The sequence below is a fragment of the Paracoccus kondratievae genome (assembly GCF_009301415.1).
GTDB classification, from domain to species: Bacteria; Pseudomonadota; Alphaproteobacteria; order Rhodobacterales; family Rhodobacteraceae; genus Paracoccus; species Paracoccus kondratievae.
Genome location: NZ_CP045073.1, coordinates 1,466,695 through 1,482,416, shown reverse-complemented (window position 1 = coordinate 1,482,416; position 15,722 = coordinate 1,466,695). Strand labels below are relative to the sequence as shown.

At 62.5% G+C, this 15,722-nt stretch carries 14 protein-coding genes; 7 read left to right on the top strand and 7 right to left on the bottom strand.

The annotated features are described in order from the left end of the window. Window positions 1-184 precede the first annotated feature (184 nt). The 3 genes from F8A10_RS18660 (at window position 185) to F8A10_RS18650 (ending at window position 4,052) form a co-directional block, all read left to right on the top strand. Entirely contained in the window at window positions 185-496 is a 312-nt protein-coding gene (locus F8A10_RS18660; protein ID WP_010393946.1) for an H-NS histone family protein, read from the top strand. A 95-nt stretch (window positions 497-591) separates the two neighbouring features. Then, on the top strand, window positions 592-1,548 hold the full coding sequence (speB, locus tag F8A10_RS18655) for an agmatinase (protein WP_152368124.1): 957 nt from the start codon (window positions 592-594) through the stop codon (window positions 1,546-1,548). A gap of 338 nt (window positions 1,549-1,886) precedes the next feature. Continuing rightward, window positions 1,887-4,052, top strand: coding sequence for an esterase-like activity of phytase family protein (locus tag F8A10_RS18650; protein WP_152368123.1), 2,166 nt, complete (start codon window positions 1,887-1,889; stop codon window positions 4,050-4,052). Between the two features lie 59 nt (window positions 4,053-4,111). Here the strand turns inward: F8A10_RS18650 and F8A10_RS18645 are convergent, their stop codons facing one another. The 7 genes from F8A10_RS18645 to paaN all read right to left on the bottom strand — a co-directional run bounded on the left by F8A10_RS18645 (window position 4,112) and on the right by paaN (window position 12,266). Further along, window positions 4,112-6,052, bottom strand: coding sequence for a 3-hydroxyacyl-CoA dehydrogenase NAD-binding domain-containing protein (locus tag F8A10_RS18645; RefSeq protein ID WP_152368122.1), 1,941 nt, complete (start codon window positions 6,050-6,052; stop codon window positions 4,112-4,114). Window positions 6,053-6,056: 4 nt separating this feature from the next. Continuing rightward, on the bottom strand, window positions 6,057-6,758 hold the full coding sequence (locus F8A10_RS18640; RefSeq protein ID WP_010393955.1) for an ABC transporter ATP-binding protein: 702 nt from the start codon (window positions 6,756-6,758) through the stop codon (window positions 6,057-6,059). Continuing rightward, window positions 6,745-7,524, bottom strand: a complete 780-nt coding sequence (locus F8A10_RS18635; protein WP_152368121.1) for an ABC transporter ATP-binding protein — start codon at window positions 7,522-7,524, stop codon at window positions 6,745-6,747. The genes F8A10_RS18640 and F8A10_RS18635 overlap by 14 nt, the downstream gene beginning before the upstream one ends. Further along, window positions 7,521-8,480, bottom strand: coding sequence for a branched-chain amino acid ABC transporter permease (locus F8A10_RS18630; RefSeq protein ID WP_085501450.1), 960 nt, complete (start codon window positions 8,478-8,480; stop codon window positions 7,521-7,523). The genes F8A10_RS18635 and F8A10_RS18630 overlap by 4 nt, the downstream gene beginning before the upstream one ends. Then, a complete protein-coding gene (locus tag F8A10_RS18625; protein WP_152368120.1) occupies window positions 8,480-9,352 on the bottom strand; it encodes a branched-chain amino acid ABC transporter permease in 873 nt (290 codons plus the stop codon). The genes F8A10_RS18630 and F8A10_RS18625 overlap by 1 nt, the downstream gene beginning before the upstream one ends. A 70-nt stretch (window positions 9,353-9,422) precedes the next feature. Continuing rightward, window positions 9,423-10,568 (bottom strand): ABC transporter substrate-binding protein, encoded by a 1,146-nt coding sequence (locus F8A10_RS18620; protein ID WP_085501451.1) that lies wholly within the window; start codon window positions 10,566-10,568, stop codon window positions 9,423-9,425. A gap of 48 nt (window positions 10,569-10,616) precedes the next feature. Then, the gene (gene paaN, locus F8A10_RS18615; protein WP_152368119.1) at window positions 10,617-12,266 is read right to left on the bottom strand and encodes a phenylacetic acid degradation protein PaaN; all 1,650 of its coding nucleotides are present in this window, start codon (window positions 12,264-12,266) and stop codon (window positions 10,617-10,619) included. Between the two features lie 103 nt (window positions 12,267-12,369). On the opposite strand from paaN, the gene paaG reads away from it, so the two are divergent. The 4 genes from paaG to F8A10_RS18595 all read left to right on the top strand — a co-directional run bounded on the left by paaG (window position 12,370) and on the right by F8A10_RS18595 (window position 15,673). Beyond that, the gene (gene paaG, locus F8A10_RS18610; protein WP_152368118.1) at window positions 12,370-13,158 is read left to right on the top strand and encodes a 2-(1,2-epoxy-1,2-dihydrophenyl)acetyl-CoA isomerase PaaG; all 789 of its coding nucleotides are present in this window, start codon (window positions 12,370-12,372) and stop codon (window positions 13,156-13,158) included. Then, window positions 13,155-13,616 carry a hydroxyphenylacetyl-CoA thioesterase PaaI gene (gene paaI / locus F8A10_RS18605; protein ID WP_085501454.1) on the top strand — a complete coding sequence of 154 codons (462 nt, stop codon included), beginning with the start codon at window positions 13,155-13,157 and terminating at the stop codon, window positions 13,614-13,616. The genes paaG and paaI overlap by 4 nt, the downstream gene beginning before the upstream one ends. A 29-nt stretch (window positions 13,617-13,645) precedes the next feature. Beyond that, on the top strand, window positions 13,646-14,956 hold the full coding sequence (gene paaK / locus F8A10_RS18600; RefSeq protein WP_010393972.1) for a phenylacetate--CoA ligase PaaK: 1,311 nt from the start codon (window positions 13,646-13,648) through the stop codon (window positions 14,954-14,956). Window positions 14,957-15,073: 117 nt separating this feature from the next. After that, window positions 15,074-15,673: a TetR/AcrR family transcriptional regulator gene (locus tag F8A10_RS18595; protein WP_152368117.1), complete on the top strand. Its 600-nt coding sequence runs from the start codon at window positions 15,074-15,076 to the stop codon at window positions 15,671-15,673. Window positions 15,674-15,722 lie beyond the last annotated feature (49 nt).

The following is a 15,722-nucleotide window of genomic DNA, read 5'->3' as shown; positions in this document are numbered from 1 at the left end:
AATTACTAATATGAAACCTCACTGCCATACCGGAAAAATTGTACAAAAGGTGAATTCGATATCCGCTTTCCTTAATTGACAATGAGATAACTGCACGTCAAAACCAATTATGTCGTGTTTCCGGGCAGTTAAAGCCACGTCATATACTAACCACCACAAGCTTGTCACATCAAGGGGGCTGATAATGGCTGATCTCGACCTAAATACCATGTCGTTGAACGAGCTCAGGCAATTGCTTAAGGACGTTGACCGGGCGATTGATCAATATGACTCCCGCCGCAAGGCCGAGGCCCGCACCAGGGTCGAACAGATCGCCAAAGATTTCGGCTTTTCGCTGGGCGAACTGGTGCAGGCAGCGCAGGAAAAGTCTGTCAGCATTCCACGCTATCGTCACCCCGAGAACCCCGAGCTGACCTGGAGCGGTCGCGGCCGCAAACCGCGCTGGATCATTGAGGCTTTGAACTCAGGACAGTCGCTCGACAAATTCACGATCTGAACCGCTCCCGCTTCCGGCCGCAGGACAAGGTATTTGCGAATCAACGCCAGCACCGTCCATGATGCCGCTCATAGCCATTGGATTATGAGGCGCTGATGCCAAAGCAGTTGCATGAACCTGTCGATGCCGCTTTGGTGCCGCGTTTTGCGGGACATGCGACCTTTATGCGTCTGCCGGCCTTGACCAGCGCCGAGGGGTTGGATGTTGCCCTGATCGGCATCCCTTGGGATGGCGGTACCACCAATCGCCCCGGCGCCCGTCATGGCCCGCGCGAGGTGCGCAACCAGTCCAGCCTGATGCGTAAGGTGCATCACGTCACCGGAGTAGCCCCTTATGAGCGGCTGGCGGTGGCAGATCTGGGCGATCTGGTCGTGCAGCCCATCGACCTGATGGCGGCGCTGGAACAGATTGAGGCGGGCATTGCCGGTGTCTGCGCCGCAGGCGCCCTGCCCCTCAGCGTCGGCGGCGATCACCTGACTACATTGCCGATACTGCGCGCGATCCATAAGGCGCAGCCCGAACCCGGACCATTGGGGCTGGTACAGTTCGACGCCCATTCCGACACCAACGACAGCTATTTCGGCGACAATCCCTATACCCACGGCACCCCCTTTCGCCGCGCCATCGAAGAGGGCGTGCTGGACCCCCGGAGGGTCGTGCAAATCGGCATTCGCGGCTCGGTCTATTCGGCGGACGAACACCAATGGGCCAAGGATCAGGGCATCCGCATCATCTATATCGAGGAATGCGACCGCCGCGCCCCCGGGGATGTCATGGCCGAGGTACGTGACCTGATGGGCGATGCGCCGACCTATGTGACCTTTGACATCGACAGCATCGACCCTTCGATGGCCCCCGGCACCGGCACGCCCGAGATCGGCGGCCTGACCACGCGTGAAGCACAGGCCATGGTCCGCGGCCTTGCCGGGCTGAATATCGTTGGCGCCGATGTAGTCGAAGTCTCGCCCCCCTTCGATCAGGGCGGCATCACCGCACTGACAGGTGCGACCATGCTTTTTGAACTGCTTTGCGTCCTGGCCAGCAACCGCTGAGATATGTCACTCAGCCTTGCGGACGAAAGATGCGATGTTCGTTTTCGCGCTGATTGTGCGCAAACGCACATACCCGCACCTGTGCGAATGATACAGATTCGCGCGCTAGTAGGTTAACCAGTTCCCTGTCACCTTTTTTGACTGCGGATTTATATTTCCATAGACATTGATTACAGACTGAATTCTGCCCTGTTCCCACGTGGAACGGGGCCTTTTGCAAAGCAGGACCGTCCCCCGGCACAGGGGCGCGGTTTGCCACGGAACTGTCGGCAAGGCGTTACCTGATCGTCATGCGGCGACCCTAGTTTGCGCATGATCGCGCAACTTCAGGAATCGCCATGACCGCTACCCGTCTGCTTTCTGCTGCCTCGACACTCGCCCTTCTTGCAGGCCCTGCCCTGTCAGACAGCTTCAACCGCGTCGCATCTTTCCCCGTCACCGCCAATATGGCCGAGGGTGAGGATAAGGCTCGCACCTCTTCGGCCGAGATCATCTCGGCCTCTGCCGATGGCATGACGCTGATCTATACCGACAGCCCCTTGGGCGTGGTCGGGCTGATCGACATTACCGACCCACGCCAACCCAAACCCCTGGGCAATGTGACGCTGAACGGAGAGCCTACTACCGCCCATATCATCGGCAGCCGTGCGGTCGTCGGGGTGAACACCTCGGAAAGCCGCGCCAATCCCTCGGGCCGGCTGGCGGTGATCGATCTGAAAAGCGCGACCGAGATCGCCTCTTGCGATCTGGGCGGCCAGCCCGATTCAGTTGCTGTCGCGCCGGATGGCAGCTTTCTTGCCGTCGCCATCGAAAATGAGCGGGACGAGGATCTGGGCGAAGGCGGCCTGCCCCAGATGCCTGCCGGTTATCTGGTGAAACTACCCTTGGCGGACGGCAGCCCCGATTGCGCCAGGCTGCAAAAAATCGACCTGACCGGCCTTGCGGACATCGCCCCCGAGGACCCCGAGCCCGAGTTCGTCGACATCAACGAAGCGGGCGAAATTGTGGTAACGTTGCAGGAAAACAACCACATCGCTGTCATCGGGGCCGATGACACGATTGCGCAGCATTTTTCGGCGGGCGAGGTCGTGCTTGAGAATGTCGATACCAGGACGGACGGGCGGCTGAGCTTTAGCGAAAAGACCGAACCGGTCCGTCGTGAACCCGACGGAGCGAAATGGATCGACGCCGATCATTTCGTCACCGCCAATGAGGGCGACTGGAAAGGCGGCTCGCGCGGCTTCACCATCTGGAACAAGGATGGCACGGTGGTCTATGAATCCGGCGCTGCGCTGGAACATGCCATCGCCGAAATCGGCCACTACCCCGAGAAACGTTCGAAATCCAAAGGCGTCGAAATCGAAAGTGTCGAGTTCGCCCGCTTTGGCGACACGCCCTTGTTGTTCGTATTGTCCGAACGCGCCTCGGTCGTTGCAGTCTATGACCTGACCGACCCCGCCGCACCCAAGCTGACCCAGCTTTTACCCTCGGGCATCTCGCCCGAAGGGGCCGTTGCCATCCCTGCGCGCAACCTGTTTGTAACCGCCAATGAGGCCGATCTGGGCGAAGATGGTGCGGCGCGTGCGCATGTGATGATCTATGAACGCAGCGCCGATGAGCCGGCCTATCCTGTGCTGACCTCGGCCGGGACCGAACCTTTGATCGGCTGGGGGGCGCTTGGGGCACTTGCTGCGGCCCCGGGCCGCGAGGACCGGTTGTTTGCCGCCTCGGACAGCGTCTATGCGGCCATGCCGTCGATCTATGAAATCGACATTACCGCGAAACCGGCGCGGATCGTCGCCCAGACGATCATCACCCGCGGCGGCGCTCCGGCGCAAAAGCTTGATATCGAGGGGCTGACCTCGGATGGTGAGGACGGTTTCTGGCTGGCGAACGAAGGGGATGCGAAAAAACTGGTCCCCCATGCCATCCTGCATGTGAATGCAAAGGGCGAGATCACCGAGGAAATCGCCCTGCCCGAAGAGCTGCTGCCCCATCAGACCCGCTTTGGCGCCGAAGGTATTGCAAAGGTCGGCAATACGCTGTGGCTGGCCATGCAGCGCGAATGGGGCGACGACCCGGAGGGCAAGGTCAAGCTGCTGGCCTATGACCTTGAGACCAGGGAATGGGGTGCGGTGCACTACCCGCTTGAGCCCAAAGGTCAGGGCTGGATGGGCCTGTCCGAAATCGCGGTTCGGGACGAGCACGCCTATGTCATCGAACGTGACAACCTGATCGGCGACAAGGCGGTGGTGAAAAAGATCTTCCGTGTCGCGCTGGCCGATCTGCACCCCGCAGCCCTGGAAGGGACACTGCCCACGGTCGCCAAGGAAGAGGTCCGCGACCTTATCCCCGAGATGTTGGCCCTGACCAATGGCTATGTGCTGGACAAAGTCGAAGGTCTGGCCTTCGACGCCAAGGGCAACGCCTGGGTGGTGACGGATAACGACGGCACCGATGACAGCTCGGGCGAGACGCTGTTTTGGAATCTGGGTCAGCTTTAGACCGCAAAAAAGGGGCCGGTCAGCCGGCCCCTGCCCCCAAAAGGACGGGAATGCGCTGTTCAGCCGCGAATGCCGGTTGCGAACATCGGCCCGCCACGCCAACGCGGAAACCCGTAACCATGGATTTCGACCAGATCTATATCCGCCGGCAATTGCGCAATCCCTTCCGTCAGGATCGCCTGCCCCTCGGCCGCCATTTCGGCAACCAGATGCGCGGCAATCGCATCACGTTCCATCGTTGCGACGGGGGCGATCTGACCGGCCAGCAGCCCGGTCACCGTTGACGAGGGCTGCGGCTTGCGATCGCCCGGTACGTAATCGTACCAACCACCACCGGTCTTTTGCCCTTTGCGCCCGGCGCGCACCAGAATATCGCCCAGCGTCTCGGGCACATCCTGTCCCGCCGCGCGGGCACCCTCGCGCTGCAGATAGGCGATGTCGAGCCCGCCCAGATCCTGCGCCTCGAATGGTCCCATGGCGAAACCATATGCGCGCATGGCGACGTCAATCTCGGCAATGGCGACGCCTTGACGCACCAGCGCCTCGGCCGCCGCGCGATAGCGTTTAAGGATGCGGTTACCGATGAAACCTTCGCAGATCCCGGCCCGGACGGGGATCTTTTTCAACAGCCGGGCAAGGGCAAAGCCGGTGGCAAGCACCTGCTCAGAGGTTTCGGGCACGGGCACGATCTCAAGCAGTTTCATCACATTGGCGGGGCTGAAGAAATGCAGCCCGATGAAACGTTCGGGTCCCGGCACCCCCGCGGCAATCTTGCGCGGGTCAAGGTAAGAGGTATTCGTTGCCAGAACCGCATCCGCCCGGCAGACCCGGCCCAGCTGTTCAAAGACAGCCTGCTTGACGCCGATTTCCTCGAACACCGCCTCGATCACCAGATCGACATCGGCCAATGCAGCATAATCGGTGGTGGCGGTAACGCCAGACACAAGCTCTTCGGCCTGCGCGGTGCCAAGCTTGCCGCGCCGTACCGCACCGTCAAAGATACCGCGAAGATTGGCGATGCCGCGGGCCACCGCATCATCGTCACGCTCGACCAGAACGACCGGCAATCCGGCCTCGCGCAGGGCGGCGGCAATGCCCGCGCCCATGGTACCACCGCCGATCACCGCAGCGCGGCGCAGGGGCAAGGGATCAACCGCACGCAGAGCGGCCGGACGTGGGGCAGTACGTTCGGCGAAAAAGACATGGCGCAGGGCGGCCGCCTGATCTGAACCGCGCAGCTCTAGAAAAGTCGCGCGTTCATACGCCATGGCCTCGGGAAACGGAGCTTCGACAGCTTTGCGCAGACAGTCAAGCGCCCGCAGCGGCGCGGCGGCACCCTTGGCCGCCTTGGTGACCGATTTTTCCTTTTCCGCCCAGAATGCCGCATCAGCCGCGGCAACCGGACGGGCCGAGACCGGTGCAGGCAGGGGGCGCGTCAGGGCCTCGCGCGCAAAGCCAACAGCGCCGTCAAGCAGATCGCCTGTGACCACCGCATCAATCAAACCGGAAACGGCCGCCTTTTGCGCGCGCATCGGGCGGCCCGAAGTGACCAGTTCGACGGCAAGCTCGGCCCCGGCAAGGCGCGGTGTGCGAACCGTGCCCGAGGCCCCGGGCACGATGCCCAGCGTCACCTCAGGCAGACCGACCGAGGCGTCAGGCAGCGCGACCCGGAAACGGCAGCCCATCGCCACCTCGAACCCGCCGCCAAGGGCCGAGCCGTGGATCGCCGCAACCCAAGGCTTGGCGGCTCCCTCGATCCGGTCCACCAGGTCGGGCAGATGCGGCGGCTGCGGTGGTTTGCCGAATTCGGTCACATCCGCGCCGGCGATAAAGGTGCGACCCGCACAGATCAGCACCACCGCCCGCACCTCCGGATCAGCGTCAAGCGTGCCGACCGCGTCCCATAATCCCTGGCGCAAAGCCTGGCTCAACGCATTGACGGGCGGGTTATCCACGGTGACGACGGCGATTTCACCCTGGCGGGCGATGGTTACGGTCATGACTTCAAATCCCCAGATAGGCTTCACGGATGCGCGGATCGGCAATCAGCTCTCCGGCCGGTCCCTGCATGGTGACGCGCCCGGTTTCCATCACATAACCCCGGTCCGCAATCCTAAGCGCACCAAAGGCGTTCTGTTCGACAAGCAGCACGGTCACGCCCAAAGATTTCAGCCCGCGCACCACGTCAAAGATCTGCTGCACGATGATCGGCGCAAGCCCCATCGACGGCTCGTCCAGCAGCAGGCAAGAGGGTCGACCCATCAGCGCCCGCGCCATTGCCAGCATCTGCTGCTGACCGCCCGACAGCCCCCCGGCAGCAAGGTTGCGCTTTTCCTTAAGGATCGGGAACATCTGGAAGGCATCCTCCATATCCCGTTCAACCCGTTCATCGTTGTAAAGGAACGCACCAAGGCGCAGGTTTTCCTCAACCGTCAGATTGGTAAATATCTGCCGCCCCTCGGGCGACTGGGCCAGTCCGCGCGCCAATCGGCGAAAGGCCGGCACTGTGGTCAGCGGCTCTCCCCGAAAGGTGATCGTACCGGCCGAGACCGGCTGTACACCGGACAGGCAGCGCAAAAGCGTGGTTTTGCCAGCACCATTGGCACCAACCACGGTGACGATCTCGCCCGAATCGACATGCAGGTCGATGCCGTGCAGGACCTCGATGCGGCCATAGCGCGAACGCAAACCCTCAACCGTCAGCATCGGCAGCCTCCTCGGTTCCCAGATAGGCGGCGATCACCGCCGGGTTGCGGCTGACCTCGGCGGGCGCGCCCTCGGCGATCTTTTCGCCATGGTCCAGCACGACGATGTGGTTCGAGATGCGCATGACCATCTTCATGTCATGTTCGACCAGCAGGATGGCGACGCCCGAGGCCGCGACCTCGGCGATCAGATGGTCGATCTCTTCGGTCTCGACCGCGTTGCAGCCCGCCGCCGGCTCATCAAGCAGCAGAACCCGTGGCCGCATTGCCAACGCCCGCGCGATCTCAAGCCGCTTGAGCGAACCGTAAGAAAGGCTTGCCGCCTCGCGGTCCGCCGCACGTTCCAGCCCGACACGAGCCAGCAGCTCGCGCGCGCCTGCCTCGGCCTGCCGGGCCCGACGGCGCGATGACGGCAGGTTGAACAGATCGGCCAGCACCGTTCCGCGCTCTTGCAGATGAAAACCCGCAATGGCGTTTTCCAGCACCGTCATGTTCTGAAAGATCTGAAGGTTCTGAAAGGTGCGTGACATGCCCCGCTGGGCAAGGCGAAACGGCGCCATGCCGGTCACATCCTCGCCCTCAAGCAACACGCGGCCAGCGCCGGGCCGATAGACGCCCGAAATCATGTTGAACAGCGTGGTCTTACCCGCGCCATTCGGCCCGATGACCGAGACGATCTCCCCCGGCTCGACCCGAAAGCTGACATCATGGACGGCCTTGATGCCGCCAAAAGCGATGCCGAGCCCTTCGACTGACAGCAGCGTCATTCGCCCCTCCCCCTCAGTCTGCGCAGGATCGAGGGCAAAAGCCCTTCGCGCAGAAAGATCATCACCAGCATCATCACAAGGCCCAGAACAAGCTGTTCATATTCGGCCAGCACCGTCAGCGCCTGCGGCAAAAGCGTCAGGATTCCCGCGCCAAAGACCGCGCCAAGAACTGAACCCGCGCCGCCCAGGACAGCCATGGTCACCATCTCGATCGAATGCATGAAGCCCGCGACATCCGGGGTGATGAACTTGTTTTGCAAAGCGACCAGTGAACCCGCGACCGAGGCATAGACCGCCGAAATGACAAAGGCCTGCAACTTGACCCGCGCGACATCGATACCGACGGTGCCCGATGCAACCTCGGAGCCATGAAGCGCACGCAGCGCACGCCCGGTCGGACTTTGATAAAGGTTCAGCGCGATCCATGCGCCAAGAAGCAGTACTATACCGCAGAAGAAATACCAGAACTGCCCGTTCGAAAGGTTCAGCCCCCAGTCCTTGAGCACGCCCCTTAGCCCCAGCTCGGGGACGGCGATGCCATCGGGGCCGCCGGTCAGGTCGCGTTCATTGTTCAGGACCATGGACACAAGGATGCCAAAGCCCAGGGTGGCAACGGCAAGGTAATACCCCTTGAGCCGCAGAATCGGACGACCGACCAGATAGGCCAGCACAGCCGAGACCGCGGCCCCCAGCACCATGGCAAGCGCGGGGTGCAGGCCCAGATATTCGGGCGCAAGGGCACAGGCATAGCCGCCGATACCGGCAAACCCGGCATGGCCCAGGCTGATCTGTCCGGCATAGCCGGTCAGGATCACGATACCCGTCACCGCAAGCCCGTTGACAAAGATCAGCGCCCCGACCCGGTAGTAATAGCCCGAGGGAAAGAAAAAGGGCGTCACCGCGATCAATACGGCAAGCACCAGCAGCGTGGCGGATTTCACGGTCAGCTTTGGCATCACACCCGCTCCGTAGATCTGCGGCCGAACAGGCCCTGCGGCATAAAGAACAGGACCAGCAGGATGACGACAAAGGCCGCCGCCTCTTTGTAGGTCGAGGACAGATAGCCCGCCGTCAGCGCCTCGATCAGACCGATCAGGAACCCGCCCGCCAGCGCGCCCTTGGGGTTGCCCATCCCGCCCAGCATCGCCCCGGCAAAACCCTTGAGCGCAAAGCCGATACCGACGTTATAGGCGGTCAGCGTGATCGGCGTCGCAAGGACACCGGCCAGCGCCCCGATCCCCGCCGACAGGGCAAAGGACAGGGTCATGACAAAGTTGGTGTTGATCCCGACCAGTTGCGCCGCCAGCCGGTTGTTCGAGGTCGCCAGCACCGCGCGCCCCAGCAAGGTGCGGGTAAAGAACAGCCACAAGCCGACGAATACAACCAGCGCGCCCCCGATCACCCACAGGCTTTGCGGCTGGATCGTCGCGCCGCCAAAGCGCAGCGGCGTATCCCCCGAAAAGGCCGGAAAACTGTGAATCTGCTTGTCAAAGACAAGCTGCGCCGCGCCTTGCAGAAAGACCGAGGCGCCGATGGTGATGATGATCAGCGAAACGACCGGGGCACCCCGGGCCGGCCCGATCGCCAGCTTGTTGATCGCGACCCCCAGCGCGGCGGTGGCAATGATGGCAACCAGCGCCGCCAGCGGCAGGGGCAGCCCGGCGGCATGGGAAAACCATGTAATCATACCGCCCAGCATGACGAATTCGCCTTGCGCGAAATTCACCACATCCGATGCGTTATAGATGATCGTAAAGCCAAGGGCGACCAGCGCGTAGACCGCGCCCACCGTCAGCCCTGAAAACAGGAATTGCAGAAATTCAGACATGCCGTGGCTCTCTCGCTGGCTCTCCCGAGCGGGCGGAAACGGTCCCCGCATAGGCAGGGACCGCGCGGGATCATTCGACCATGGACCAGCTGCCGTCCTTGACCTCAAGCATACGGAAGGCCGACAGGTCGAGGCCAAGGTGATCTTCGGCCGACATGGTATAGATGCCCGTGGTTCCGGCCAGACCCTGGGTCGCCTCAAGCGCGTCACGGATCGCCGCAGGCTCGGACGAACCAGCGCGCGTCACCGCATCAACAAGCAGTGCAAACCCGTCATGGGCATAGCCGCCGAAAGTGCCGACCGGCTCTTTGAACTTGCCTTCATAGGCCGCTTTGTAAGCAGTCACGGCCGGTTTTTGCGGATCGTCATCGGCCAACAGGCCGGCGACCAGCAGCGCCGTACCGGGCAGGCGCACACCCTCGGCGGCCTCCTTGCCGGCCAGTTCGATGAACCCGTCCGAGGCAACACCGTGCGACTGGTAAAGGGGCAGCTCAATACCAAGCTGGCGATAGTTGCGTGTCACAATCGAGGGACCCTGACCAAAGCCCGGGTTCAGCACCGCCTGCACGCCTTCGGTGTTGCGGATCTTGGTCAGCTGCGCCGTCATATCGGCGTCCTTGGGATCGTAGGTTTCGTCCGCGGTGATTTCGATGCCAAATTCGCCTGCCACGTCCTTGCATTGCGCCTGCATCGAGGCTCCGAACCCGTCCGTTCCCGAGATCATGCCGATCTTGCTGAAGCCGTTTTTCTGCATGTCCTCAAAAATCTTCTGACAGGCCATGCGGTCGGTATGCGGGGTCTTGAAGGTCCAGGGCTTGACCGGCTGGATGATGTCGATAGCCCCGGCCAGCGAGATAAAGGGAATCTCGGCATCCTCCGCCACCGACAGGATCGACATGGAAGTGCCGGTCGTTGTGCCGCCGATGATGGCCTGCACCTCGTCATCCTCGATCAGCCGGGTCGCAAAGGTGCGCGCCTTGTTGGCATCGCCGCCGTCATCATAAAGCACCAGCTCGATCTCTTCACCGTTGATGCCGCCTTTGGCATTCAGCTCTTCGACCAGCATTTGCAGGGTCTTGGCCTCGGGGTCACCAAGGAACGCGGCGGGACCGGTCGCCGAGACCGAAGCCCCGATCTTGATTTCGGCACTGGCCACCGAGGCGAGGCCAAGCGCGATCAGCGCGGCCGGAACGGTCGTCGTCAGGGTCTTTTTCATATGATGTCTCCTCCCAGAAACCTGTTGGTGGTTCAGCTTGTCAGCAGTTCAGGCCGCCACGGGCCGCCGCCACATGGCGCGACGGAACCGGCTGGCGACAAAGGCAGTGTCAGTCAGGCTGGCGTTCCCCGCCGGGTTGGCCCCGGTGACGTGAAAATCACTGAAGGCGGCCGATTGATTGACGTAGATATTGCCGGTCAGGTTAACCGACAGATTGACGCCCGCCGCAGCAAAGGCCCTGGCGGCACGTTCGATGCGCGCCTCGTCCCGATCATATAGCGCCGCGGTGATCGCGCCTTTGCACCGCGCCAGATCGGTCGCCCGCTCCAGCGCCGTATCGGCATCCCTGACCGCGATGACAAAGGCGATGGGGCCAAAGCATTCCTGTTCGCAAATCGGATCACCGTCACGCAGCGCCAATAGCAGCGGGGTCGCAGTCCGCCCCTGCCCCAGCGGAGCCGAGGCACGCAGCACCCGGCCCAGCCCCCGCACCTGCTCGACCCGCTCCAGCGTCGCAGGGTTGGCAATGGCGCCGCAGATCCCGGCTCCTCGGGCAGGATCGGACAGCAGGTCGTCGATTGCCGCAGCCAGTGCCCGGCCGACCTCATCAAAGCTCTTGTGACCCTGATCGGTGTCTATGCCCCCTTCGGGCACATAGATGTTTTGCGGCGCGGTGCACATCTGCCCCGAATAAAGCGCCAGCGAGAAAGCCAGATTGGCGCAAAGCCCGACGAAATCATCGGTTCCGGCAATGGTAACGGTGTTGACCCCTGCCTCTTCGGTAAAGATCCGGGCTTGCGTCGCATGGGCGCGCAACCACCCCCCGAAAGCGTTCGAGCCGGTATAGTCGATCAGCCGCACCGCCGGATTCATGGCAAGATCACGCGTGATCTCGGCCCCTGCCTCATCCACGGCCAGCAGGACCGAATCAGCGGGCAGTCCGGCCTCGGCCAGAACGTCACGCAGAACGCGCACTGTCAGAGCAAGGGGCAGGATCGCCCCCGGATGCGGCTTGACGATGACCGGGTTGCCGGTCGCAAGGCTGGCAAAGATGCCAGCATAGCTGTTCCAAGTCGGGAAGGTGTTGCAACCGATCGCCAAAGACAGCCCCGCCGGCACGATCGACCAGTATTTTTCCAGCACGATCGGCGCGGCTTTGCCCTGCGGCTTTTCCCAACGTGCCTGTGGGGCGAAACGGGTCATCTCATCCCAGGCCATGGCGACAGCCTCAAGCCCGCGATCCTGCGCATGGGGGCCGCCCGCCTGAAAGGCCATGGCGAATGCCTGTCCCGTGGTGTGCATGGTCGCATGGCCCATGAGAAAGCTCATGCGGTTAAGCCGCACCAGCGCCTCAAGGCAAACACCGACCCGGGCTTCGGGTCCAGCCTCGGCAAGCGCCCCTTGCGCGCGCCCGGCGGCGGCAATCAACTCTGCTGCATCAGCCGAGGGATAGCGAATCCCCAGCGCACCACCATGGGGCGATATCTCTGCTCCGCGCAGCGCCTGATTCGGATGACCCGGCAGATCAAAGGCTTGCCCGCGCAGGGCCTGAAAGGCGGCCTCGCCCTCTTGCCGGGCGGTTTCGCCATAGAACTTGCCGCTTGGAATTTCGGGAAACGGGCTCCAGAATCCGCGATCACGCAGCGCCTGCAACGCAGCATCCAACAGCGGCCGATGACGGTCGAAAAGCTCTGTCACGGTGGTTCCCCCTCACCTGGTGAGATTATCATTGACCGGCCGGTCGGTTTATGCAACAAAAATTTTCAGGGAACCCCGGGACCGGGGCAAGGGAGTTTATCACATGACGGAAACCGTCCTGGCGGCCTTGGCCGACGGCGTGCTGACGCTGACACTCAATCGTCCCGACAAGCTGAATGCCTTTAACGAAGAAATGCACCTGGCCCTGCGTGCCGGGTTCCAGCGAGCCCATGATGACGCGGGTGTCCGCGCCGTCCTGTTGACGGGTGCGGGGCGTGGCTTTTGCGCCGGGCAGGATCTTGGCGACCGCGACCCGCGCAATGGCGGCCCCGCCCCCGATCTGGGCCACACGCTTGAAACCTTTTACAACCCGACGCTGCGGCTGATCCGGTCCCTGGAAAAGCCGGTAGTCTGCGCGGTAAACGGCGTTGCCGCGGGGGCCGGGGCGAATATCGCCATCGCCTGTGACATCGTTCTGGCGGGGAAATCGGCCCGCTTTATCCAGGCTTTTGCCAGGATCGGTCTGGTGCCCGATGCAGGCGGCTCATGGTCGCTGGCCCGTATCCTGGGTGAACCGCGCGCCAAGGCGCTGGCCCTGACGGCCGAACCTCTGGGTGCCGAAAAGGCTGCCGAATGGGGGCTGATCTGGAAAGCGGTCGAGGATGAGGCGCTGATGGACGAAGCGCTGGCGCTGGCCAGATCGCTGGCTGCCGGGCCGACGCTGGGGTTGGGCCTGACCAAACGGCTGATTCAGGCGGCGGCAGTAAACAGCCTCGATCAGCAGCTTGATCAAGAGCGCGACTGCCAGCGAGAGGCCGGCCGCAGCACTGACTATGCCGAAGGCGTCACCGCCTTTCTTGAAAAGCGCAAACCGGAGTTCAGGGGCCAATGACCGACGCCGCCAAACCCGTCTCGCAGATGACCCCGCAAGAAATCGCCGAGGCCTCGGCCCGTGCGATGTGGAATGACGATTCTGCCAGCCAGCGGCTGGGCATGAGCCTTGACCATATCGCGCCGGGCGAAGCGACGCTTTCGATGACCATCACCGAAGCCATGTCGAACGGCCACGGCAATTGCCACGGCGGCTATATGTTCACGCTGGCCGACAGCGCCTTTGCCTTTGCCTGCAACAGCTACAACCAGCTTGTCGTCGCCCAGCACTGTTCGATCACCTATCTCGAACCGGGACGCATCGGCGACCGGCTGACTGCGGTGGCGCGCGAGGTTTCACGCCGCGGCCGCTCAGGCATCTACGATATCCGCATCACCAATCAGGACGGTGTGCATGTGGCCGAGTTCCGCGGCCATTCCCGCACCGTCAAGGGCACCCACCTGCCGGTCGAGCCCTGACCGCAACCTAATTCCCGAGGGGAGGAACAATGCAACCACTGGCGCCAGAAAAAAAGGAACTGGACCCGATCGAAACCGCCTCGCGCGATGAGATCGAAGCCCTGCAGTTCCACCGCATGAAGCGGTCATTGAAACACGCTTTCGAAAACTCGCCTTTCTATCGCAAGCGGTTCATCGAACATGACGCGCATCCCGAGGATCTGAAATCGCTCGCGGATATCGCCAGGTTCCCCTTTACCACCAAACAGGACCTGCGTGACACCTATCCCTTTGGAATGTTCGCGGTTCCGCAGTCCAGGCTGGTGCGTATCCACGGCTCGTCCGGGACTACGGGCAAGCCGACCGTGGTGGGCTATACCCAGGCCGATATCGACCATTGGGCGAATCTGATCGCGCGCTCGATCCGCGCAGCTGGCGGGCGGCGGGGCGATATCCTGCACAACGCCTATGGCTACGGGCTGTTCACCGGTGGCCTTGGTGCGCATTACGGGGCCGAGCGGCTGGGCTGCACCGTCGTCCCGATCTCGGGCGGCATGACCGAGCGGCAGGTGACGCTGATCAACGACTTCCGTCCGCGCATCATCATGGTGACCCCCAGCTACATGCTGTCGATCCTTGATGAATTCCGCCGGCAGGGCCTTGATCCGCGCGAATCCTCGCTTGAGATCGGGATCTTCGGCGCCGAACCCTGGACCAACTCCATGCGGCAAGAGATCGAAGAAGCCTTCGACATGCATGCCGTCGATATCTACGGCCTTTCCGAAGTCATGGGCCCGGGCGTCGCCATGGAGTGCGTCGAGACCAAGGACGGGCTGCATTTCTGGGAAGACCATTTCTACCCCGAGATCATCGACCCCACGACCGGCGAGGTCCTGCCCGATGGTGAGATGGGTGAACTGGTCATCACCACGCTGACCAAGGAAGGTTTGCCGATGGTGCGCTATCGCACCCGCGACCTGACCCGCCTGCTGCCCGGCACGGCGCGCAGTATGCGCCGGATCGAAAAGATCACAGGGCGCAGTGACGACATGATCATCCTGCGCGGCGTTAACGTTTTTCCGACCCAGATCGAGGAACAGATCCTGAAATGCACCGGCCTTGCCCCGCATTTCCAGATCGAGCTCAGCCGTTCGGGCCGGATGGACAGCATGATCGTCCATGTTGAATGCGCCCCCGGCCGCACCGACGATGCGGCCCGCACCCAGTCGGCCAAAGAGCTTGCCCACCACATCAAAAGCGTGGTCGGCGTCTCGACCAGGATCGAGGTTTGCGATCCGGGCAGCGTTGCCCGTTCGGAAGGCAAGGCCAAGCGGGTGGTTGACAACCGCCCCAGGACATGATGCCGCACCGCGTCATCGACATGACATGCGGTAACAAAGGCGCTAAGGCGTCGGGGGGCTAAGGCTCCCCGGTTTTCCCGCCCCAGAAAGCGGGCGGATGAATGACAAGAGGATGGCATGGCGCGGACACGGGCAGCCGATTTCGAGGAAAAGCAGCGCGTTCTTTTGGACAAGGCCGCCGAGGTCTTTGCCGATCTGGGAATGGAAAAAGCGTCGATGGCGCAGATCGCGGCGCATAGCCAGGTCTCCAAGGCCCTGCTTTACCATTACTACCCCAGCAAGGACGCGCTGATCTTCGCCATCATCATCACCCACCTCGAAGAGCTGGATGCCGCAATCCAGGACGCCGACGACGCCGATCTGCCGCCACGGCAGCGTCTGCGCCAGCTGGTCGGCACTGTCCTTGACCGCTATCGCGGCGCGGATAACCAGCACAAGGTCCAGCTGAACGCGACCTCAGCCCTGCCGGATGAGCAAAAGGCCGAAATCCTCGCGGTTGAACGCCGTATCGTGCGCCGCTTTGCCATGGTCCTGCGCGAAATCAACCCTAGCCTCGACAACCCCGAGCGCCCGTTGCTGACCCCGGTGACCATGTCGCTGTTTGGCATGATGAACTGGGTCTATATGTGGTTCCGCGACGGTGGCCGCATCACGCGCGAGGATTATGCCGACGTCGCCACCACCCTGATCCTTGAAGGCATCAAGGCGGTGAAGTGACAACGGATCGGGTATCCATTTGACCGGATTGGCGCTAGGGTCGCCAGGT